The organism is Streptomyces sp. NPDC048291 (assembly GCF_043201715.1).
Lineage (GTDB): Bacteria > Actinomycetota > Actinomycetes > Streptomycetales > Streptomycetaceae > Streptomyces.
Genome location: NZ_JBICZC010000009.1, coordinates 88,710 through 110,134 on the forward strand (window position 1 = coordinate 88,710; position 21,425 = coordinate 110,134).

Annotated in this window: 18 protein-coding genes; 10 read left to right on the forward strand and 8 right to left on the reverse strand. The window is 72.4% G+C overall.

Annotation, left to right across the window (positions count from 1 at the left end):
* Positions 1–13: 13 nt before the first annotated feature.
* The 4 genes from ACGF5O_RS24470 to ACGF5O_RS24485 all read right to left on the reverse strand — a co-directional run bounded on the left by ACGF5O_RS24470 (position 14) and on the right by ACGF5O_RS24485 (position 6,516).
* Positions 14–1,606 (reverse strand): serine/threonine-protein kinase, encoded by a 1,593-nt coding sequence (locus tag ACGF5O_RS24470; RefSeq protein WP_393812011.1) that lies wholly within the window; start codon positions 1,604–1,606, stop codon positions 14–16.
* Between the two features lie 45 nt (positions 1,607–1,651).
* Positions 1,652–3,406: a nickel transporter gene (locus ACGF5O_RS24475; RefSeq protein WP_393812012.1), complete on the reverse strand. Its 1,755-nt coding sequence runs from the start codon at positions 3,404–3,406 to the stop codon at positions 1,652–1,654.
* Positions 3,403–4,812: a tetratricopeptide repeat protein gene (locus ACGF5O_RS24480; RefSeq protein ID WP_393812013.1), complete on the reverse strand. Its 1,410-nt coding sequence runs from the start codon at positions 4,810–4,812 to the stop codon at positions 3,403–3,405. The genes ACGF5O_RS24475 and ACGF5O_RS24480 overlap by 4 nt, the downstream gene beginning before the upstream one ends.
* A 180-nt stretch (positions 4,813–4,992) precedes the next feature.
* Positions 4,993–6,516, reverse strand: coding sequence for a DUF4331 domain-containing protein (locus tag ACGF5O_RS24485; protein ID WP_393812014.1), 1,524 nt, complete (start codon positions 6,514–6,516; stop codon positions 4,993–4,995).
* A 206-nt stretch (positions 6,517–6,722) separates the two neighbouring features.
* On the opposite strand from ACGF5O_RS24485, the gene ACGF5O_RS24490 reads away from it, so the two are divergent.
* From ACGF5O_RS24490 to ACGF5O_RS24500, 3 genes are all read left to right on the forward strand, one after another.
* A complete protein-coding gene (locus tag ACGF5O_RS24490) occupies positions 6,723–7,265 on the forward strand; it encodes a sigma-70 family RNA polymerase sigma factor (protein ID WP_393812015.1) in 543 nt (180 codons plus the stop codon).
* On the forward strand, positions 7,262–8,065 hold the full coding sequence (locus tag ACGF5O_RS24495; RefSeq protein ID WP_393812016.1) for an anti-sigma factor domain-containing protein: 804 nt from the start codon (positions 7,262–7,264) through the stop codon (positions 8,063–8,065). Before ACGF5O_RS24490 ends, ACGF5O_RS24495 begins: the two co-directional genes overlap by 4 nt.
* Before the next feature lie 137 nt (positions 8,066–8,202).
* Positions 8,203–8,478, forward strand: a complete 276-nt coding sequence (locus ACGF5O_RS24500; RefSeq protein ID WP_393812017.1) for a hypothetical protein — start codon at positions 8,203–8,205, stop codon at positions 8,476–8,478.
* 15 nt (positions 8,479–8,493) lie between these two features.
* Here ACGF5O_RS24500 and ACGF5O_RS24505 read toward each other — a convergent pair whose 3' ends face one another.
* The 4 genes from ACGF5O_RS24505 to hmgA all read right to left on the reverse strand — a co-directional run bounded on the left by ACGF5O_RS24505 (position 8,494) and on the right by hmgA (position 13,086).
* On the reverse strand, positions 8,494–9,684 hold the full coding sequence (locus ACGF5O_RS24505; protein ID WP_393812018.1) for a CaiB/BaiF CoA transferase family protein: 1,191 nt from the start codon (positions 9,682–9,684) through the stop codon (positions 8,494–8,496).
* Positions 9,685–9,780: 96 nt separating this feature from the next.
* Positions 9,781–10,935, reverse strand: a complete 1,155-nt coding sequence (locus ACGF5O_RS24510) for a type ISP restriction/modification enzyme (RefSeq protein ID WP_393812019.1) — start codon at positions 10,933–10,935, stop codon at positions 9,781–9,783.
* A 12-nt stretch (positions 10,936–10,947) separates the two neighbouring features.
* Positions 10,948–11,697, reverse strand: coding sequence for a GntR family transcriptional regulator (locus ACGF5O_RS24515; protein WP_393812020.1), 750 nt, complete (start codon positions 11,695–11,697; stop codon positions 10,948–10,950).
* Positions 11,698–11,724: 27 nt separating this feature from the next.
* Positions 11,725–13,086: a homogentisate 1,2-dioxygenase gene (gene hmgA / locus ACGF5O_RS24520; RefSeq protein WP_393812021.1), complete on the reverse strand. Its 1,362-nt coding sequence runs from the start codon at positions 13,084–13,086 to the stop codon at positions 11,725–11,727.
* 157 nt (positions 13,087–13,243) lie between these two features.
* On the opposite strand from hmgA, the gene ACGF5O_RS24525 reads away from it, so the two are divergent.
* The 7 genes from ACGF5O_RS24525 to ACGF5O_RS24555 all read left to right on the forward strand — a co-directional run bounded on the left by ACGF5O_RS24525 (position 13,244) and on the right by ACGF5O_RS24555 (position 21,352).
* Complete coding sequence (locus ACGF5O_RS24525; RefSeq protein ID WP_393812022.1) at positions 13,244–13,918, forward strand: hypothetical protein; 675 nt, start codon at positions 13,244–13,246, stop codon at positions 13,916–13,918.
* Between the two features lie 64 nt (positions 13,919–13,982).
* Positions 13,983–14,600, forward strand: coding sequence for a TetR family transcriptional regulator (locus tag ACGF5O_RS24530; protein ID WP_393812023.1), 618 nt, complete (start codon positions 13,983–13,985; stop codon positions 14,598–14,600).
* A 155-nt stretch (positions 14,601–14,755) separates the two neighbouring features.
* The gene (locus ACGF5O_RS24535) at positions 14,756–17,023 is read left to right on the forward strand and encodes a molybdopterin oxidoreductase family protein (protein ID WP_393812024.1); all 2,268 of its coding nucleotides are present in this window, start codon (positions 14,756–14,758) and stop codon (positions 17,021–17,023) included.
* A 123-nt stretch (positions 17,024–17,146) separates the two neighbouring features.
* Positions 17,147–18,547 (forward strand): CitMHS family transporter, encoded by a 1,401-nt coding sequence (locus ACGF5O_RS24540; protein ID WP_393812025.1) that lies wholly within the window; start codon positions 17,147–17,149, stop codon positions 18,545–18,547.
* Positions 18,548–18,619: 72 nt separating this feature from the next.
* Positions 18,620–19,864 (forward strand): MFS transporter, encoded by a 1,245-nt coding sequence (locus tag ACGF5O_RS24545; protein ID WP_393812026.1) that lies wholly within the window; start codon positions 18,620–18,622, stop codon positions 19,862–19,864.
* A 101-nt stretch (positions 19,865–19,965) separates the two neighbouring features.
* Entirely contained in the window at positions 19,966–20,715 is a 750-nt protein-coding gene (locus ACGF5O_RS24550) for a hypothetical protein (protein ID WP_393812027.1), read from the forward strand.
* Positions 20,702–21,352: a class F sortase gene (locus ACGF5O_RS24555; protein WP_393812028.1), complete on the forward strand. Its 651-nt coding sequence runs from the start codon at positions 20,702–20,704 to the stop codon at positions 21,350–21,352. The genes ACGF5O_RS24550 and ACGF5O_RS24555 overlap by 14 nt, the downstream gene beginning before the upstream one ends.
* Positions 21,353–21,425 lie beyond the last annotated feature (73 nt).

Below are 21,425 nucleotides of genomic sequence, written 5' to 3' on the forward strand. Positions count from 1 at the left end.
TAGTGCGGACGTTCTAGTACGAACTCGATGACGAAGGCGAAGCGGAGGCCCCGTCGGTCGGGGTCTCCGTCGTTTTCGTGCAGGTGACCGAGAACGGCACCGAGTTGGACGTCGTCTCCACCGGGCTGCGCACCTCGACGGCGATCGCGTCGTTCAGCGTCCCGCTGTCGGACCAGGTCGTCACGGTCACCCCCGTCTGCCGGGTCCGCCCGCCGCCGTCCGGGAAGGACAGCGTCTTCCAGCCCTGGTCGTCGAGCTTCCCGTTCTTCAGCACCCACCGGTACTGCACGTCCTCGGGCACGCTCCCCACCGTGAACGTCGCCGTGAACGTGGGCGCCTGCGCCGTCGACGGCGGACAGGACCCCGAATAGTCCGTGCGCGATCCGGTCACACTGACCTTCACGCTCTGCTGGGGCGCGCTGCTGCTCTCGGACGCCGACGGGGACTCGGACGCGGTACCGCTGCTCCGGCTGGGCGCCGGGGAGCTGAGGTTGCTGGCCGACTGGCTCGCCCCGGCGTTGCCGCCGCCGTCGTCGTTGCCGTTGCCGTGATTGAGGAGGGCGTACGTCAGCCCGCCGAGCGCGAGGGCGACCAGCACCAGGCCGATGAGCAGCACGGTGCCCGCCCTGCGGTTGCCGCCGCGGTCGGAGACGGGCGGCCGGGTGTCCGCCGGGGTGGGCAACGGGGGCGTGGGGGAGAACGGCCGGGTCTGCCGGGCGACGAGGGTCGGCGCCTCGTACGGCCCCGGGACCGGGACGGTGGCGGCGGTGCCCGGAGTGCCCCCGGCCGCGACCAGCCGCAGGTCGCGCTCGGCCTGTTCGGCGGAGATCCGCGCGGCCGGGTCCTTGCGGAGCAGCCCCTCGATGACGGGGGTGAGCGGTCCGGCCCGGTACGGCGGCGGCAACTCCTCGTCGACCACCGCCCGCAGGGTGCTGAGCGGGGTGTCCTGCCGGAACGGCGAGGCGCCCTCCACCGCCGCGTACAGCAGCACGCCGAGCGACCACAGGTCGGACTCGGGGCCGAACGCCCGCCCCAGCGCCCGCTCCGGGGCGAGGAACTCCGGTGAGCCGATCACCTCGCCGGTCATGGTCAGCGCCGAACTGCCCTCGACGGTGGCGATCCCGAAGTCGGTGAGCACCACCCGGCCGTCGTTCGACAGCAGCACGTTGCCGGGCTTCACGTCCCGGTGCAGCACGCCGGCCGCGTGCGCGGCCCGCAGCGCGGACAGCACCTCGGCGCCGACGCCCGCGGCCCGCTGCGGGGACATCGGCCCCTCCGCCTCCAGCACGTCGGCGAGGGACACGCCCGGGATCAACTCCATGACGACCCAGGGCCGTCCGCCCTCCATCGCCACGTCGTACACCGTCACCACGTTGCGGTTCGCCACCCGGGCCGCGGCCCACGCCTCGCGCTCCAGCCGGGCGTACATCCGCTCGACGTCGGAGCCGGGCAGCCCGGCGGGCGCCCGCACCTCCTTGACGGCGACGTCACGGCCCAGCACCTCGTCGCGGGCCCGCCACACGGTGCCCATGCCACCCTCGCCCAGCGGGGCCAGCAGTCGGTAGCGGCCCGCGATCACTCGCTCACGGCCCGGCTGTTCGGTCACGGGTGCCCCCCACGGCAGCTCGCGCGAATTCATCACAAACGTAACTCAGAGAAGTGCGGATGCGGCCCCCTTGAGCACCAGTCCGGCGCCCAGGGCCACGACCACGAGTGCCGAGACGAGCGGAATGGTCCTGCGGACCAGCGCCGCCATGGGGTGGGTGGTCCAGCGAGGGCGTTTGTCCATCACCCGAGTCATTCCCGTACCCAGCTTGACGACGGCGAACCCGGCGGCGGTCAGCGTCAGTGCGAGACCGACACCGTAGGCGACCACGAGCAGCAGCCCGAACCAGGCCTGGCCGAGGGCGGCGGCGCCGACGAGCACGACCACGGCGGAGGGGCTGGGGACGAGACCGCCGGCGAAGCCGAGGAGGATGGTGCCGCGGATGGTGGGCGCCGTGGGGTGGGAGTGGGTGTGGCCGCCGTGGGTGTGCGTGTGCCCGTTGGCGTGGGCGTCACCGGGGGCTGCGCCCCCGGACCCCCCTCCGGCCTGAACGGCCTCGTCCTCAAACGCCGGACGGGCTGAGTGGGACGCGGGCCGGCCGTCGTCCTCGGGCGACCGGGCGGCCAGGAAGTGCGGCTGGGCGCCGTGGTCGTGGCCATGAGCGTGGTCGTGGTCATGAGGGTGGTCGTGCCCGTGGCCGTGCGTGTGCCCGTGGTCGTGCGTGTGGGCACGGGTGTGCTCGTGCTCGTGTGCTCCCACCAGGGCCGGCACCCGCTGCTCGGGCGCCTCGTGGTGGTCGTGGTCGTGGTGGTGGCCGTGGGCGTGTGCCTGCTCGTGGGTCCGGTTCCGCCAGGCCCTGCGGGTCAGGTTCGCGCCGGCCGCCAGGACCATGAGGCCGCTCGCGATGCCCAGCCAGGCGATCACCGACGGGGTGGCCGCCGAGCCCGCCGTCACCAGCACGCCGAGGGCGACCACGCCCAGGGTGTGGGTGACCGTGACCGACGCGGCCAGCGGGAGCACGTCGCGGAGCCGGGCGTGGCCACCGCGGGCCGCTGCCGTCGCCGCCATCAGGGTCTTGCCGTGGCCCGGCGCGAGGGCGTGCATCGCGCCCAGGGCGATCGAGATGAAGAGCGCGAGCACCGCGAAGCCGACGGTGAGGTGGTTGCGGGCGACCAGGTCGGTCAGGGCCTGGGTCCAGCGGTCGATGCCCCGGGGGAGGATCTCCGCGCCCGGGGTGTCCTGCCGCTCCTGGCCGAGGGCCGGGCCGCCGGGCCGCACGTGGACGGCGGCGGCGGTGATGTCGGCCGGCGAGGAGAGCAGGTCCTTGGGGTAGCTGGTGAGTTCGTGGGAGACCGACGCCGTCGGTACGTCCGACTTCGTCAGCGTCATCCGGTCGCCGCGCGCCGTGATCTCCCGCCAGCCGGGCCCCGTGTCGGCGCCCGCGCTGTGGAAGGCGAGGGTGACGGTGGTGCCCTTGGGGAGGGGCGCGGTGAAACGGCACTCCACGCGCAGGGTGTTCAGGCCCGCCTGTCCGGGGCGGAGTTCGGCGTGGCTGGTCCGCACGGTCAGCGGGGTCGCACGGCCGTCGACGGTGAGCCTGCTGCCGTCGGCCGCGGTCGTACAGCGCTGCTCGGCCCACTTGGCGGTGCCGAGCCGCTTCAGGTCGGGCTTGGCCTGGGTCGCCGGGATCTCGGCGAGGTCCTCGACGTGGTCGACGCGGAGCTGCCCGGGGGCGGCGACGAGACCGTCGTACTTGTTGACGGTGAAGTTGCCGAGCGGGTGCGCGCTCACGCCCGTCGCGGACAGCAGCGTCACGGCGCAGGCCACGGTGAAGACGGCGGCGATCCGGCGCAGGTTCACTTCGAGTCCTCCAGCGCCTTGCGGGCCGTACGGGCGCCCAGCGGAGAGAAGCCCGGGTTGAGCTTGAGGGCCTTGGTGAGCGCGGCCCGGCCGGCCGCCTTCTCGCCGTTGGCCAGCTCGATCATGCCGAGGTGGTAGGTGAAGGAGGCGTTGTGGTAGCCGGTGGCGGTGGCCTGCCGGGCGTACCGCAGAGCTTCCTTCTTGTCGCCGTTGACGTACAGGGCCCAGCCCAGCGCGTCCGCCGTGTGCACGGTGTGGCGGCGGGCCCACTCGGCGCGGGCGGCCTTCAGCGATTCGGCCTTGTTGCCGTGGTCGGCGGCGGCGAGGGCGGTGTCGAGGTCGGCGTTGACGCCGTTGGCGCGGGCGAGCGCGATCCAGGCCTCGACGAGCGCGTACTGGTCCTCGGCCTTCGCCTTGTCGCCCTCCGCGTTGCGGTCCTCGTACAACTCGCCCAGTTCGACGAGCTGCTGGGGGAGCGGATAGCGGGAGACGACCAGTTCCATGCCCTTGATCGCGTCGGCCCGGTCGCCGAGCGCAGCCTGGACCCGAGCCCGGCCCTCCAGCGCCGGAATGTAGGTGTCGTCGGAGGCCAGGGCGCGGGCGTAGTAGTCCTGCGCGGTCTTGTAGTCGCCCTGGTTCCAGGCGAGCAGACCGAGCTGGGCGGCCACGTAGGAGATGTCGCCCTTCGAGGTGGCCGTCGACAGGGCCTGCTCCAGCACCTGCCGGGCGCCCTTCACGTCACCGCGCAGCTCCCGGACGTACGCGAACCGGGTGAACACCGGTACGCCCGGCTTGCGCTGGTCGGCGAGGTCGGCCGCCCTGCTCGCCTCGTCGTAGCGGCCGAGTTCGACCAGGGCGTCGATCCGGGAGGACAGGGCGTTCGCGCTGTACGGGTTCTGCTTCAGGGCCTGGTCCGCGTAGGTGAGCGCCGGGGCGAACTCGTGCCGGGCGGCGGCCAGCGCCGCCTCGCCGGCCAGGGCCTGGTCGTTGTGCGGGGTGATCTGGAGCGCGCGCTTGAGGGACTTCTCGGCCTGCGGGTAGCGGGACGGGTCGCCCTTGGTGCGGGCCTGCTCGACGTAGGCGAGGCCGAGGGTGGCCCAGCTGTCGGAGTCCTTCGGCTGGGTGCGGAGATGGGCCTGGAGGGAGGCGATGGTCGTGTCGAGGTCCCCGCTCGCGAGCATCCCCGGGTCCACCGCGCTCGACGTGGCGACCGGTGCCGTACCGCCGTCACCGGTGGACCCGAAGGCGATCGCCCCGCCGGTCAGCGCGATGGCCATCAGCACGGCGGAGCCCGCGAGCTGGGCCCGGCGCCAGTTCCGCCCCGCGGCGGCGAACCGGCGCAGGGCGGTGACGCGCTCGTCGTCCTTCGTCTCGGCGGGCTGCTTGTCGTTCGTACCCGGGGCCATGCCCTCTCCTAGTAACAGTTCGCGCGGGGCGGCGCGGCCCGCGCCGTGGGGGATTGGGTGGGTGCGGGCCGCGCCAGTACATGAGGGGCGTGAATCGAGCGCCCCGTAAGGGGCGCGGGGAACTGCGCGATCAGCCACCGCCGACCCGCAGTCGCCCGACTGCCCCGAGAGGAAAGGCGATTAGTACGGGCGCCGCATCCGGCGCCGCCACCAGCCGAACCCGGTGCCGATCAGCAGCACACCCGCCGCACCCGCGGCCGCCGAGCCCGCGATCAGCGTGGTGTTGTTGTCGCTGGAACCGGTCAGGGCGTCACCCAGCGCGCTCTTCGTGCTGCCGGCCGCCGCCTTGGCGATCTTGCCGCGCGAACCGGCCGTCGGCTCGGCCACGTACGGGAAGTACTTCTCGAAGCTCTTGTCGTTCTTGTCGACCGCGTCGCCCAGGTCGTTCTTGGAACCGACCAGCTCGCCCTCCATGACCTGGAGAGCCTCGTCGATCACGTCGTCGGTGAGTCGGCGTCCGTTCGGGAAGCCCTGGTTGTCACCGTCGAGCACACCGAGCCGCTTGGGCTTGGCGGTGGGCTTGATGGACGTGTTGAGGCGGAGCATCTCCGACGGCTTCGCCTGCGGCTGCAGCGTGTTGAGGCCCTTGACGCCCGTCAGGAACACGCTGACGAGGTCGTTGCGGGGCTCGGACGGCGCCTTGATGTGGTAGATCGCCTCGATGAGCTTCGGCAGTTCCGGGTTGGTGACGTTCTTCAGGAACTGCGCGTCGTCCTTGGGCTCGGACGCGTTGAACTTGTCCTTGTCCTTCTGCGGGTTGACGACCTCGTTGACCAGCGGGTTGCCGAGGCGCGAGACCTGCGAGTAGTAGCCCTGCGCGTTCCTGCGCTGGGTCGTCGCGTAGATGCCGACGGTCGGGCGCGAAGCCGACTGCCGGATCAGGGAGTTCGGCACCTGGAGGGCGATCGTGTTGACGTTGTAGCCCTTGAGGGTGTCGTTGCCGACCTCGCTCAGGTTGCCGCCGTACAGCAGGTCGAAGACGCGCAGGTCGGCGAAGAACGGGTCGTCCGCCTGGCCGGCGAAGGTCGCGCCGCCGTTGGAGGTCTTGTAGATGGCCTGGGAGCGCAGCTTCGCGTAGTCCGGCATCGACGCCTTGCCGACGTCCGACGGAGCCGCCGGGATGTTGTCGGCGATCCTCGTCTTGTACTGCTGCCTGCCGTTCTTGAGCTTGATGAGGTCGAGGTCGTACGACTGCGTGACGTTCAGGTCGGGGTCGTTCAGGCTGTCGACCACGCCCGTGTTGTACAGGAACGTCTTCTTGTTCTTGATCTTGGTCTTGAAGGTGTAGCGGAAGATCAGGTCGTCCTTCGCGTCACCGTTGTTGTCGATGTGGATGTCGTACTGGGCGTCGTCGGCGAACTGGTAGAAGTTCGGGCCGCCGGCCGGCTCCTCGAAGGGGATGTAGTCCGACACGATCGTGGTCGTGTCGGGCTTGTCCGGGCTGACGAACGCGTACAGGTCGGTGTTGTCGTACTGCGGGGTGCCCGAGATGAGCGGGGCCTCCCGGTGGGAGGAGGCGGAGGCCGCCCCCGGTTCCAGCGCGGCGACGCTGGCGGCTGTGATCCCGCCGGTGGCCAGTGCCCCACATATGAGCGTGACAAGGCCCTTGCGCCCCGCGCCGCTCCTGGAGTTTAGAGGTGTCATGCCGTCCGTCCCTCGGTCCCAACTTGCTTGACGGACGGGTATACGGAGCCGGAGGGCCGTTTGGATTGGTCCGAAGAAAAAAATCTTTTCTTCCTGCTCGACCCGCGTTTTTGCCTCCCGCATACGTACTTCTGCCGGAGGTGTGTCAGTTGCGAATGCCTGGTGTGGGAGGACGGGCCGGGTGCGGCCACAGGAGGGGGGACGGGATGGAGGCGGACGAACTGCTGGTGCTCGTCGCCGGTGGCGACCAGAAGGCGTTCGAGGACCTCTACGGACTGGTGTCCGGGCCGGTGTTCGGGCTCGTGCGCCGGGTGGTCCGCGACCCCGCCCAGTCCGAGGAGGTCTCCCAGGAGGTGCTCCTCGAACTCTGGCGCTCCGCCGCCAAGTTCGACCCCGGCCGGGGCAGCGCCCTGTCCTGGGTCCTCACCCTCGCCCACCGCCGGGCCGTCGACCGGGTGCGCAGCGCCCGCGCGGCCGGCGAGCGCGAGCAGCGCGAGGCGATGCGGGCCGGCGAACCCGCCTTCGACCAGGTCGCCGAGACGGTGGAAGCCGGCCTGGAACGCGAATGGGTACGCCGCTGTCTGGACCGCCTCACCGCCCTGCAGCGTCAGTCCGTCACCCTCGCCTACTACGACGGCTACACCTACCGTGAGGTCGCCGAGCGCCTCAAACTGCCGCTGGGCACGGTCAAGACACGGATGCGCGACGGACTCACCCGGCTGCGCGACTGCCTGGGAGGTGTGGCGTGAGCCTGGTCGGCCGTCTGCTGCACCGCGAGGACCTGCACTCGCTGGCCGCGCCCTACGCCCTGGACGCCCTGGAGCCGGGCGAGCGGCGCCGCTTCGAGAAGCACCTGCGGGACTGCGACCGGTGCGCCGACGAGGTCCGGGAGCTGACCGAGGACGCGGTGCGGCTCGCCTTCTCCACTGCGGCCCCGCCGCCCCTGGCGATGCGCGGCCGGGTGCTGGCCGCGGTCCGCGCCACCCCGCAGGAGCCGGCCCCCGGCCAGGAACGCGTGCCCAACCTGCCGCCGCACGTCTGGGGCGTACAGCCCCCGCCGCCGCGCCGGCGGCAGCGCCCGCTGTTCGTGCCGTTCGCCACCGCCACCGCGGCCGCCGCACTGGTCGTCGCCTCGCTGTTCGCGGTGCAGGCCGACCGGACGCAGAACCAGCTCGACGCCGAGCGGGCCCAGTCGCGTGAGATCGCCCACGTTCTGGCCGCGACCGACGCCCGCGCGACCACCTACAAGGACGCGCGGGGCCGAAGTATCGGAGCGGTGGCCTCCGCATCGGAGGGCCAGGCCGTCGTCACGCTCAGCGGATACGGCACCCCGTCCAACGGCCGCGTGCACCAGCTCTGGCTCATGCGCCCCCGTGTGCAACCACGCTCCCTCGGGCTCTTCGAGGGTGACACGCCCCTGGTCGCCACGGGTCTGAGCAGATCGGCGACGTCACTCGCGGTGACCGTCGAGCCCGCCGGCGGGTCGGCGCAGCCCACCAGCCAGCCGGTTGTCCAACTCGCCCTGAAATCGGTTGGATTCGGAGAGTAGTCAAAGTGTAGTTCAAGAGGGGTCGTCAACACCCTTGCGGGGAAGGTGAATCCTGTGACCGCGATACACGAGTGCCCCATCGGGGCGATAGGGTTACCCTGCCCGGGCCGGGTGGACTCGTACGGGTGGGGAGTGACATGGATCAGATAACACGCAGCAGGGCGAGGGTTCCTGCGATCACCTGCGGGAGCGGTGCGACCAGTTCGCGCCTCGACCGCCATCTGTCGGTGCTGGCGGGTCCCGCCATACCGCAGCAGCAGGCGGTCGAGGCGACATCGCTGATGCGTGAGCTGACCGCGCGTGAACCCGCGCAGCGCAGCGACCGGGTCGCACGGGTCAGCCGCGTCTCCCTCTTCGCGCCACTGCGGCGGCTGCGCCGCTCGCTGTTCGGCGGCAACAAGCACTCCGGCTGACCGTCAGGCCCGCGCTCAGGCCGCCACACCGTCCCGGCGCAGCGCTGCGATCTCGGCGTCCGTCATCCCCACGGCACGCAGCAGCGCCTCGGTGTGCTGCCCGAGCGCGGGCACATCCCCCATCCGCGCCTCGTCCCCGCCCGGCAGCGTGATGGGCGGCAGCAACGCACGCAGCGGCCCGACCGGTGACCCCACCTCCCGCCACCGCTCCCGGGCCGCCAGCTGCGGATGCCCGGCCAGCTCGTGCAGATCCCGCAGCCGCGCGCACGCGATGCCCGCTGCCTCCAGCCGGGCCAGCGCCTCGTCGGCGTCGAGAGCCCGGAGAGCCGTGCCGACCAGGTCGTCGGTCCGTGCCCGGTTCACCACCCGTGCCGCGTTCGTCGCGAACGCCGGATCCACGCCCAACTCCGGTAGCCCGATCACCTGTTCGGCCAGCCGCCGCCACTCCCGGTCGTTCTGTACCGACAGCAGCACCCGCCCGCCGTCCGCGGTCGGATAGGCGTCGTACGGCGCGATGACCGCGTGCGCCAGACCGGTGCGCTCCGGCGGGGTCCCGCCGTGCACGGTGTGATGCAGCGGATGCCCCAGCCACTCGGCCAGCGCCTCCAGCATCGACACCTCCACCGGACCGCCCCGCCCGGTCGTCCCGCGCCGTACCAGCGCCGCGAGGACGCCCGAGAAGGCGTACATGGCCGCCGCGATGTCCGCGGCCGGGATCCCCGCCTTCACGGGCTGCTCCGGCGTCCCGGTGACCGACACCAGGCCCGCCTCGCACTGCACGAGCATGTCGTACGCGCGTTTGCCGGCGTAGGGCCCCGACGCCCCGTACCCCGAGATGTCCACGGCGACCAGCCGGGGGTGCGCGGCGCACAGCGTGGCAGCGTCGAGCCCGAGCCGGGACGCGGCACCGTGGGCCAGGTTCTGCACGAAGACGTCCGCGTCCGCGACGAGCCGCCTGACGACGTCCAGTCCGCGCGGGTCCTTCAGGTCCAGCGCGATGGACTCCTTGCCGCGGTTGCACCACACGAAGTGCGAGGCGAGACCGCGGGCGGCGGTGTCGTAGCCGCGGGCGAAGTCGCCGCCGTCGGTGCGTTCGACTTTGATGACGCGGGCGCCGAGATCGGCCAGTTGCCGGGTGGCGAAGGGAGCGGCGACTGCCTGTTCGACGGCTACTACCGTGATGCCTTCGAGGGGCAAGGGGTCCATGAGCGCCGTCCTTGTCTGCGGGTGGTCGGGGGTTTGTCGCGCACACGCGGCGGCAGCCGCACGTTCAATACGGTCCCGCGCCCCCGAACGGGTTGGTCACAGCAACGTGAACTGGCCGGCTGGGCCTTCCTCCTGGTGATCCAGAACCGAAGCCGGTTTGCGGGCTGTCGCCGGGGGCGGGAGTACGCCCGCTGCCGTCAGGTCGGTTGCGGTGATCCGTGTCTTGACCTCCAGGGCGGCCTGTTGCGCGCGGACGTCCGCCAGCAGGGCCAGGACCGTGATCAGCTCCAGCAGTTCCGAGGTCCATGGCCGGGACCAGGCCGGCGGGGTGATCGCCGCAAGGGTGCCCGGTTCCGCCGTCTCCGCCGTGCGCGCCGCGAACCACGCCTCCAGCACCCGTACCTCGCCCGTCCTGAAGTCCCACGCCTCCGGCGGCACCGGGGAGACGCGGCCCTCGTCGAGGTGGAGGGTCTCCTCCTCCCTGTCGTAGAGGATCGTGAGGGGACGGGCGGGAAGCGGGGCCCGGACGTACGGGCGGCGGCCGCCCGGGAGTTTGGGGCGGTCGCCGTCGCGGCGCAGCAGCCACAGGGCCCGGTGGCCGAGCTCCACGCCCTGCGCCCAGAGTTCGGTGTCGCCGGTGAGCGGGACGGTGCGGTCCGGGCGGATCGCGACCAGGATCCAGGCGAGGACGTCCGGCGGGGTGACTCCCCGGCCCAGTCGGTCGGTCAGGTGGTCCAGCAGACCGGGGACCAGGTTCGGTTCCTCGCCGCCCGGGCGGCGGTACAGCGGGCGGATGCGGCCCGCGCGCAGGGTGGGGAGGAGGGAGGTCGCCAGCAGCGGCAAGCCGTCCGCCGACTCCACGGCGAAGACCTGGTGCTCGTCCGCCACCCGCCACAACTCCGGGCGGGCCGCGTCGATCAGGCGGTGGTCCGGGATCAGCCACTGCTCGTCGAACGCGGCGGCCAGGACGCGGACCGGGGCCGGGCAGGGGCCCGCCGCCTCGGCGAGCGGTTCGGTGCCGCTGGGCTGGCCGGGGAGCTGGGCGACCGCGGAGTGGACCGTCCGGGCACGCGTCGGCTCGAACAGGGCCTCCCGGTCGGGGCCCTCGGCCTTCACGAGGGCGTCCCAGCGGGACTTCAGGGTCGCCGGGTCGGGGGCCGTCGGCCACCCCCGGCCGAGCCGTAGTGGTGCGACGGACCACGGCATCAGGTCCGCGAGGAGCGGAGCGTCGTCGTGCGTCACGCCCGGCATCGTACGACGACTTCAGGTCGCGTCGAGGGTGACCGTGAAGGAGAAACGGTCGCCGCGGTAGTGGATGACCGCCAGGTCCAGGACCCGGCCTGCGGTGTCGTAGGTGACGCCCGTGTAGTGCAGGATCGGGCTGAGGAGCGGGACCCGGAGCAGCCGGGCGGTCTCCGGGTCGGCCAGCCGGGCCGCCACCGTGTCCGTGATACGGCTGATGTCCGCGCCCACGACGTCCCGGAGCACCTTGGTCATCGGCTGCCGGGCCAGATCCTCCGGGTCGATGCGCTCGGCCAGTTCGGGGCGGACGTGGTTGCGGGCGTGGTTGGTCGGCTCGCCCGTCTGCTCGTCGCTGCGGAGGCGGTGGTACGTCGCCACCTCGGCGAGATCCGGGAAGTACTCGGTGAGTTCGCCGGTCACGGGGGCCGTGCCGTGCTCCAGCAGCTCCGCCGTCATCCCCGACTGCTGGGCCACGATCGCGTCCACCGAGCCGAGCAGCCGTACCGGGGTGCCGCGCCGGGCGTCCGGCTCGATGAAGGTGCCCCGCCGGCGGTGCCGGCTGATCAGGCCCTCGTCCTCCAGCTCCTTCAGCGCCTGCCGCATGGTCAGCACGCTGACGCCGTAGTGCTCCGCGAGCCGTTCCTCGGTGGGCAGCCGGAGCGGGTCCCGGGGCGAGCGGCCGAGTATCGAGGCGCGCAGCGACTGCGACACCTGGTACCAGAGCGGCAGCTTGCGGTTGAGGACGATCGAGTCCGGGGCGAAGGAGGTCACGGGGCCATCCGTACCGGTGGGGGATCTTCAGTGCAAGGGGCGGAAGTGCCGTTCCAGGCCCCGCCACACGTCGTCGTAGCGCTGCTGGAGGTGATCGGCGGCCGACGCCTGCGGGGTGAGCGTCATCGGCCACCGGGTCTCGAACATGAAGGCCAGGCCGTCGTCCACCTTCTGGGGCTTCAGCTCGGCCGCGCTGGCCCGGTCGAACGTCTCCCGGTCCGGACCGTGCGCCGACATCATGTTGTGCAGCGACCCGCCGCCCGGCACGAACCCTTCCGCCTTCGCGTCGTACGCCCCCTCGACGAGCCCCATGTACTCGCTCATCACGTTCCGGTGGAAGTACGGCGGCCGGAAGGTGTCCTCGCCCACCAGCCAGCGTGGCGCGAAGACCACGAAGTCGACACCGGCCAGGCCGGGGGTGTCCGACGGGGACGTCAGCACCGTGAAGATCGACGGATCGGGATGGTCGTACGAGATGGTGCCGATCACATTGAAACGGCGCAGATCATAGGCGTACGGCACATGTGTGCCGTGCCAGGCGACCACGTCCAGTGGGGAGTGGCCATATGTGGCGGTCCACAGGTTGCCGCAGAACTTGTTGACCACCTCCACCGGACCCTCGACGTCCTCGTAGGCGGCGACGGGGGCCAGGAAATCCCGGGCGTTGGCGAGGCCGTTGGCGCCGATCGGGCCGAGGTCGGGGAGGCGGAACGGCGAGCCGTAGTTCTCGCACACATAACCCCGGGCCGTGGCATCCAGCAGCTCCACACGGAAGCGGACCCCACGGGGGATCAACGCCACATGTCCCGGCTCCACATGCAGCAGGCCGAACTCCGTGCGCAGCAGCAGCCCGCCGCGCTCCGGGACGATCAGCAGCTCGCCGTCCGCGTCGGAGAAGACCCGCTCCATGGAGGCGTCGGCGTGGTAAAGGTGCACGGCCATGCCGGTGCGCTGGGTCGCGTCGCCGTTGCCGCCCAGGGTCCACAGGCCGGCCAGGAAGTCCGTGCCCGGCGCGGGCTCCGGCAGGGGGTTCCAGCGCAGCCGGTTCGGGTCCGGGGCGAGGTCCGTGAAGGGAGCGGTGCGCAGCCCGCCGTTGCCGGCGGCGCGGGTGAACGCCGGGTGGGCGGCCGACGGGCGGATCCGGTACAGCCAGGAGCGGCGGTTGTGGGCCCGCGGCTCGGTGAAGGCCGTACCGCTGAGCTGCTCCGGGTACAGGCCGAGGGGGGCGCGCTGCGGGGAGTTGCGGCCCTCGGGGAGGGCGCCCGGCACCGCCTCCGAGGAGTGCTCGTTGCCGAACCCGGAGAGGTACGCCAGCCCTTCGGCGGTCTTCCGCGCCGCGCCGCGGTCCCGCTCGAACGCGCTCGCGCGGGAGGTACCCCCATCGCTCATGATCGCTCCCTGAACCTGCGTGCCGTCGATTCCTATGCATCACCATAGGAATACGGGGAGGTGCGTGCAAGAGGGCCCGGATCATCCCGGAGGTGTATGGCGAGAACCCGACTTCAGGGGGATCCGGTCCGCGGCGTGCTGTTCTACGCTCCCGGGCATGTCGTGGACGCGTGGACTGCCGGGTGCGCTCGCGGTCTGCGTGCTGCTGCTGGTCGCCGCGGCCGGGTGCGGGACCGGGCGGGCCCACGGGCAGCGCGGCGCGGAGTCGCCCTCGCCGGTGGGCAAGATCCTCGACGACACGGACGAGAGCGGACGCCACTACCGCGAGCTGGACAGGAAGCAGGCGCCCGAGGTCGGCACGGTGGTCACCCCGGACGCCTCCGGCGGCTGGGACGTACGGCTCGACCTGCACCGCTTCCGGTTCTCCCGGGCGGGTACCGCGGCGAAGGCGGTCGCCGGCCGGGGGCTCGCCTACCTCTTCGTGGACGGCGGCCTGGTCACACGGCTGCGCACCCCGGCCTACCACCTGCCCGCCGGCCTCGTCCCGCACGGCACCCACCACGTCACCGTCCGGCTCTACGCCGACGACGGCACGGTCTGGGCCGTGCACGGCAAGCCGGTGGAGAGCACGGCGGACGTCACGGCATCGGGCGCGGAGACGGCGTCGCCGTCGGCATCGGGAGCCGGGCCCGCCACCCCCTCGGCCACCGGCACCGGCACCGGCACCGGCACCGGCACCGGCACCGGCACCGGCACCGGCACCGGCACCGGCACCGGCGCTGGTACCGGTACCGGTACCAGCACGGCCGTGAGCAGCCAGGACGCCGGATGAGTGCATGGGCCATCCGTCCGCGTACTGGGGGGCGAGGTTCACCTGATCCCGGCGGAAAGGCATCATGAAGCCCGTGCCCCCAGCGACACCGCTTCGCAAAGCGCCCGTACAGCGCCGCAGCGCCGAACGGCTGACCCGGATCCTCGACGCCTGCGCCGACCTCCTCGACGAGGTCGGCTACGACGAACTGAGCACCCGGGCGGTCGCGGTGCGCGCCGGGGTGCCCATCGGCTCGGTCTACCGCTTCTTCGGCAACAAGCGGCAGATGGCCGACGCCCTCGCCCAGCGCAACCTGGAGCGCTACTCCGAGCGCGTCACCGAACGGCTGAAGGACGCGCCGAAGGGCGACTGGCGGGCGGCGATGGACGCGGTGCTCGACGAGTACCTGGCTATGAAACGCACCGCCCCCGGCTTCTCCCTCGTCGACTTCGGCAACCAGATCCCGGTCGGCGTCCGCGACGCGGAGCCGAACCACCGGGTGGCCGACCGGCTGACCGACCTCCTCGCGGCGTACATCGGCCGCACCCCCGACGAGCCGCTGCGCCGCACCTTCCTGGTGGCCGTGGAAACAGCCGACGCCCTGGTCCACCTGTCCTTCCGGATGGCCCCGGAGGGCGACGAGCAGATCATCGCGGAGACCCGCGAGCTGCTGCGGGCCTACCTGGCCCGGGTCCTGGACTGACGGCGGGAGAGGCGCCCCCGGAGGGGCGCGGGGAACTGCGCGACCAGCCCCCACCGGCCCGCACTCGTACGACAACAGGACTCCCCTCCCCACATACCGCCCGGTATGCTCACCCCGAGTACGGCCGCCCCCCACCGCCGCCCCCGGGAGGAACCATGCCCCGCACCGCCCTCCGCATCTGCCCCCTGTGCGAGGCCACCTGCGGCCTGACCCTCACCATCGAGGGCACCCGCGTCACCGGCGCCCGCGGCGACCGCGACGACGTGTTCAGCAAGGGGTTCATCTGCCCGAAGGGCGCCTCCTTCGGCGCCGTCGACGCCGACCCCGACCGGCTGCGCACCCCCCTCGTCCGCCGGGACGGCGAACTGCGCGAGGCCACCTGGACGGAGGCCTTCGACGCGGTCGCCGCCGGGATCCGCGGCGTCGTCGAGCGGTACGGCCCGGACTCCGTCGGGGTCGTCCTCGGCAACCCCAACGTCCACACCGTGGCCGGCGCCCTCTACCCGCAGGTCCTGCTCGGCGCCCTCGGCACCCGCAGCGTCTTCACCGCGTCCACCGTCGACCAGATGCCCAAGCACGTCTCCAGCGGACTGCTCTTCGGCGACGCCAACGCCATCCCGGTGCCCGACCTGGACCACACCGACCACCTGCTCCTCATCGGCGCCAACCCCCTGGAGTCCAACGGGAGTCTGTGCACCGCCCCCGACTTCCCCGGCAAGCTCAAGGCGCTCAGGGCCCGCGGCGGCACCCTCACCGTCATCGACCCCCGCCGCACCCGCACCGCCAAGCTCGCCGACCGGCACATCGCCATCCGGCCCGGCGCCGACGCCCTGTTGCTCGCCGCGATGGCCCAAGTCCTCTTCGAGGAAGGCCTGGTGGACCTCGGCCACCTCGCCCCGCATGTCGAGGGGCTCGACGAACTCCGGGCCGAACTCGGGGACTTCACCCCGGACGCGGTCGCCCACGCCTGTGACGTCGACGCCGCGACCATCCGTACCCTCGCCCGCGAACTCGCCGCCGCGCCCACCGCCGCCGTATACGGCCGGATAGGCAGCTGCACCGTCCCGCACGGCACCCTCGCCAGCTGGCTCGTCGACGTCCTCAACATCCTCACCGGCAACCTCGACCGGCCCGGCGGCGCGCTCTTCCCGCAGGCCGCCACCGACCGGACCCCGCGACCGGCCGGTCCAGGCCGGGGCTTCGCGCTCGGCCGCTGGCACTCCAGGGTCAGCCAACACCCCGAGGCGAAGGGCGAGTTGCCGCTCTCCGCGCTCGCCGAGGAGATCGACACCGCGACGGCCGAGGGCGAACCGATCCGGGCGCTCATCGCCATCGCCACCAACCCCGTGCTCTCCGCCCCCGACGGCGACCGCCTCGACAAGGCCCTGGACGCCCTCGACTTCATGGTCAGCGTCGACCCCTACCTGAACGAGACCGCCCGGCACGCCGACGTCGTACTGCCCCCGCCGCCGCCCTCGCAGAGCCCGCACCACGACTTCGCCTTCAACACCCTCGCCGTACGCAACCAGGTCCGCTACTCCCGCCCCGCCGTCCCGCCGGAGCCCGGCCGGATGGCCGAGACCGAGATCCACGCCCGGCTGGTCCTCGCGGCCGGCGGCATGCACGGCGCCGAACCGTCCGCCGTGGACGACATGGTCATCGGCCAGACCCTCGGGAAGGCCGTCAACGAGCCCCACTCGCCCGTGCACGGCCGGGACCCGCGGGAACTCGCCGGGCAGCTCACCGGGGACACCGGCCCCGAGCGCCGGCTCGACCTGATGCTGCGCCTCGGCCCCTACGGCGACGGCTTCGGCGCCCGGCCCGACGGGCTCACCCTGGAGCGGCTGCTCGCCCACCCGCACGGCATCGACCTCGGCCCCCTCGCGTCACGCCTCCCGCAGCCGCTGAAGACCCGGAGCGGCAAGGTCGAACTGCTGCCCGGGCCCCTCGCCGACGACCTGCCCCGGCTGCGCGCGGCCCTCGACACCAGCCCCGCGGCGCTCGTCCTCGTCGGCCGCCGCCACCTGCGCTCCAACAACAGCTGGATGCACAACGTGCCCGCCCTCACCGGCGGCACCAACCGCTGCACCCTGCACATCCACCCCGAGGACGCCGAACGGCTCGGCGTACGCGACGGCGCCGACGTCCGCGTCAAGGGCGCCGGCGGCGAGGTCGTCACCCCCGCCGAGGTCACCGACGGCGTGCGGCCCGGCGTCGTCAGCCTCCCGCACGGCTGGGGCCACGACCGCCCCGGCACCCGGCTCAGCCACGCCGCCACCGCCCCCGGCGTCAACGTCAACCAGCTCCTCGACGGCAGCCTGCTCGACCCGCTGTCCGGCAACGCCGTCCTCAACGGCATCTCCGTCGAGGTGACCGCCGAAGTCACCGCCCGCGTGACCGCCGAGGTGATCGCAACCCCGTGACCTGGACTTTCGCTCTTATTGCTCGCGCGTCAACGTCTTGTTAACGACGTTTGACGCGACCTAACGTCGTCCGCACCGCCGGCCCTGGTGGGAGTTCAAGGGCGAACGTTAGGTAATCCACTCATGCTGACCATCCTCGGCTTCGCCATGATCGCGACCTTCCTGGTCCTGATCATGCTGAAGAAGATGTCGCCGATCGCGGCGCTCGTGCTGATCCCCGCGCTGTTCTGCGTGGTCGTCGGCAAGGGCGCCCACCTCGGCGACTACGTCATCGACGGCGTCACCAGCCTCGCGCCCACCGCGGCGATGCTGATGTTCGCGATCGTCTACTTCGGCGTGATGATCGACGTCGGCCTCTTCGACCCGGTCGTCAGGGGGATCCTGCGGTTCTGCAGGGCCGACCCGCTGCGGATCGTCGTCGGTACGGCCGTACTCGCGGCGATCGTCTCGCTCGACGGCGACGGCTCCACCACCTTCATGATCACCGTCTCGGCGATGTACCCGCTGTACAAGCGCCTGAAGATGAGCCTGGTCGTGATGACCGGTGTCGCCGCGATGGCCAACGGCGTGATGAACACCCTGCCCTGGGGCGGCCCCACCGCCCGCGCCGCCACCGCGCTGAAGCTGGACGCGAGCGACATCTTCGTGCCGATGATCCCGGCGCTGGCCACGGGCCTGCTGTTCGTCTTCGCCCTCGCCTACGTCCTCGGTCGCCGCGAGCGCAAACGGCTCGGCGTGCTGACGCTGGACGAGGTGCTGGTCGAGGAGCCGGAGACGGTTCTCGTGGGCGCCGGCAAGACCCCTTCGGGCACCGGCGGTCCGGGCTCCGGCACCGGCGCGGACCTTCCCGACGGGCCCGGGCCCCAGCCCCGGCCCGACGGCTTCCAGGGCCTCGACCCGCACCGCGAGACCCTGCGGCCCAGGCTGTACTGGTTCAACGCGCTGCTCACGGTCGTCCTGCTCACCGCCATGATCATGGAGTGGCTGCCGATCCCGGTGCTGTTCCTGCTCGGCGCGGCCCTGGCCCTGACCGTCAACTACCCCCAGATGCCCGCCCAGCGGGCCCGGATCGCCGCGCACGCCGAGAACGTCCTCAACGTCTCCGGCATGGTCTTCGCCGCCGCCGTCTTCACCGGCGTCCTCCAGGGCACCGGCATGGTCGACCACATGGCCGACTGGCTCGTCGGCAACATCCCCGACGGCATGGGCCCGCACATGGCCCTGGTCACCGGCGTGCTGAGCATCCCGCTCACGTACTTCATGTCGAACGACGGCTTCTACTTCGGCATCCTCCCGGTGCTCGCGGAGGCCGGTCAGGCGCACGGCGTCCCCGCGGTGGAGATCGCCCGCGCCTCGATCGTCGGCCAGCCGCTGCACATGTCCAGCCCCCTGGTGCCCGCCGTCTACGTCCTGGTCGGCATGGCCAAGGTCGAGTTCGGCGACCACACGCGGTTCGTCGTGAAGTGGGCGGCGCTGACTTCGGTGGTGGTGCTCGGGGCGGGGCTCCTGTACGGGGCTATGTGACATAGCACTGGGCAGCATGTGACATAGCACTGTCCGCGGGGAGTATGTGACATACCACTGGGAGGTTTCACCATGGCGCCCGGCAGGAACCGCCGCTGGCTGCTCCGTCTCGTCATCGCCTTCGGCTTCGCGCAGGGCGCCGTGTCGATGGCCCGCCCCGCCGTCTCCTACCGGGCACTCGCCCTCGGCGCCGACGAACGGGCCGTAGGCGTCGTCGCGGGTGTCTACGCCCTGCTCCCGCTCTTCGCCGCCGTACCGCTCGGCCGCCGCACCGACCACGGCCGCTGCGCACCCCTGCTGCCCGTCGGCGTCGTCCTGATAGCCGGCGGCTGCGCGCTCAGCGGACTCGCGAACTCCCTGTGGGCGATGGCCCTGTGGAGCGGGGTGATGGGCCTCGGCCACCTCTGCTTCGTGATCGGGGCGCAGTCGCTGGTGGCCCGCCAGTCGGCGCCGCACGAACAGGACCGCAACTTCGGCCACTTCACCATCGGCGCGTCGCTGGGGCAGCTGGTCGGGCCGATCGCCGCGGGGGCGCTCATCGGCGGGCCGGACATGGCGGGGACGAGCGCGCTCGCGCTGGTGGTGGCGGGTGCGGGGGCGGCGGTCGCGTTCACGTCGCTGTGGCGCATCGAGGACCGTACGGCGGTCACGGCGCGTTCCGCGGCGGGGGACCGGGTGCCGGTGGGCCGCATCCTGCGGGCCCGGGGGGTGCCCGCCGGCATGCTGATCAGCCTCTCGGTGCTGTCCGCGACCGACATCCTGACCGCGTACCTGCCCGTGGTCGGCGAGCACCGGGACATCTCCCCGGCTGTGATCGGCGTGCTGCTCAGTGTGCGGGCGGGGGCGACGATCGCCTGCCGGCTGGTGCTCACCCCGCTGCTGCGGCTGCTCGGGCGGCCGTTGCTGCTGACGGTGACCTGTTTCCTGGCGGCCGTGCTGTGCGCGGGGATCGCGGTGCCGGTGCCGGTGTGGGCGCTGGCCCTGATCCTCGCCGCGCTCGGTTTCTGCCTGGGGGTCGGGCAGCCGCTGTCGATGACGACGGTCGTCCAGGCCGCACCCGAGGGGGCCCGTTCCACGGCGCTCGCCCTGCGGCTGACCGGCAACCGGCTGGGACAGGTGGCCGCGCCGGCCGGGGCGGGGCTGCTGGCGGGGGTGGCCGGGGTGGCCGCGCCGTTCGTCATGCTGGGCGTGTTGCTGCTGGTGTCGGCGGGGGTGGCGGTGCGCTCGCCGGGGGCGGCGGGACGGGGCGAGGGCGCCGGTGCGGTGCCGTCGGCGCGGCGAAAGGGCCGGGCGTTGCGCCGCACGAGCGATATCTGACGGCGCGTCGGACGTGGATGCCACGGGTCGTGGAGTGCATGGGTGACAGTCCAGACGAAAGGTCGATTTGTATGAAAATCATCTAACTCGGAGGAGCTTGCATGGTCACGCTCACGCATCCGCGCACCACCGGTTCCCGTGCGGGCGCCACCGTCGTCCTCACCGCCCTCGCCGCGGCGGGTGCGTCATGGGTGGCGGCGCCGAACGCGGCAGCCGTGGGGGAGAACGGCGACATCAGGCTCCACCGGGTGGGCGTGCCCTTCGGCGTCTCGAAGGACGACCCGCTGGTCTGCAAGTTCTACCTCGACGCCGTCAACTTCGACATCCTCCGCGTCATCGACTACACCATCACGCCGCAGCCCCCGCTGCCCACCGCCGCGAGCGTCACCGGCACCATCCAGCTCGCCGGCGGCGCCGGTCACACCGACCCGCTGGGGCTGGCGGACGGGCAGTACCGGCTCACGTGGATCGTGAACGGCGCGAGCAAGGAGAAGATCTTCCGGGTCAACTGCCATGACGGCAAGCAGGACGGGCCGCAGGACCAGAACGGCCAGAACGGCCCCAACGGTCCGAACGACCAGAACGGCGGCCCGAACGGCGGTCCGAACGACCAGAACAGCCAGAACGGTCCGAACGGCCAGATCCAGGACAACCAGCGCAGCGACTCCTCCTGGGGGGAGGGCGGCGACCACAACGGCCCGCAGGGCGGTGTGCACGCCGGTGGCGGCGGCATCGCCGACGCGACGGCCGCTTTCTCGCCCGTGGCCGCGGCCACGGCCCTCACCCTGGTCGCCGCCAGCGGCGTGGTGTACGTCCGGCTGATCCGCCGTCGCCCCCATGGCGCCGCGTAGGCGCAGACGCAGGCCCTGGTACCGGACCCGCGCCTACCGCCTCGCCAGGACGGCCCTGCTGGCGGTCGTCCTGGTGACCGTGGTCCGGTGGTGGGGGCAGGACGGGTCGGCCGCACCGGACGGGCCGGACGCCCTGGCGGCGGCCGGCCCGGGCGCGGACGGCCCCCCGCCCCGCCCGCTCTCCCGGTCCCGGCCGACGTCGATGCGCATCCCGTTCCTGGGGGTCGACGCGCCGGTCGTCGGGGTCCGGCTGGACCGGGGCCGGCAGCTGGAGACACCGCCGGTCGACGACCCGAAGCTGATCGGCTGGTTCCAGGGCGGCGCCACGCCCGGCGAGTCCGGCCTCGCCATCGCCGTCGGCCACCGCGACACCAGGACGGGGCCCGCCGTCTTCGCGGCGCTTGCCCAGGTCCAGACCGGCAAGCGGATCGAGGCCGAGCGCGCGGACGGCCGTACCGCCGTGTACACCGTGGACCGGGTGAAGGTCTACGACAAGGCCGGCTTCCCCGACAAGGAGGTGTACGGCCCGACCCGGCGTCCCGAGCTCCGCGTGATCACCTGCGGCGGCCTCTTCAGCCGGCGGACGGGCTACACCAGCAACGTGGTGGTCTTCGCCCACCTCACCGCGACGAAGTGAGCCTGCCGGGGCCGTGGTTCGACCTGGACGAGTGAACTCCGGCCGGAAGCGGGGACCCGGGAGGGGCGGCGGC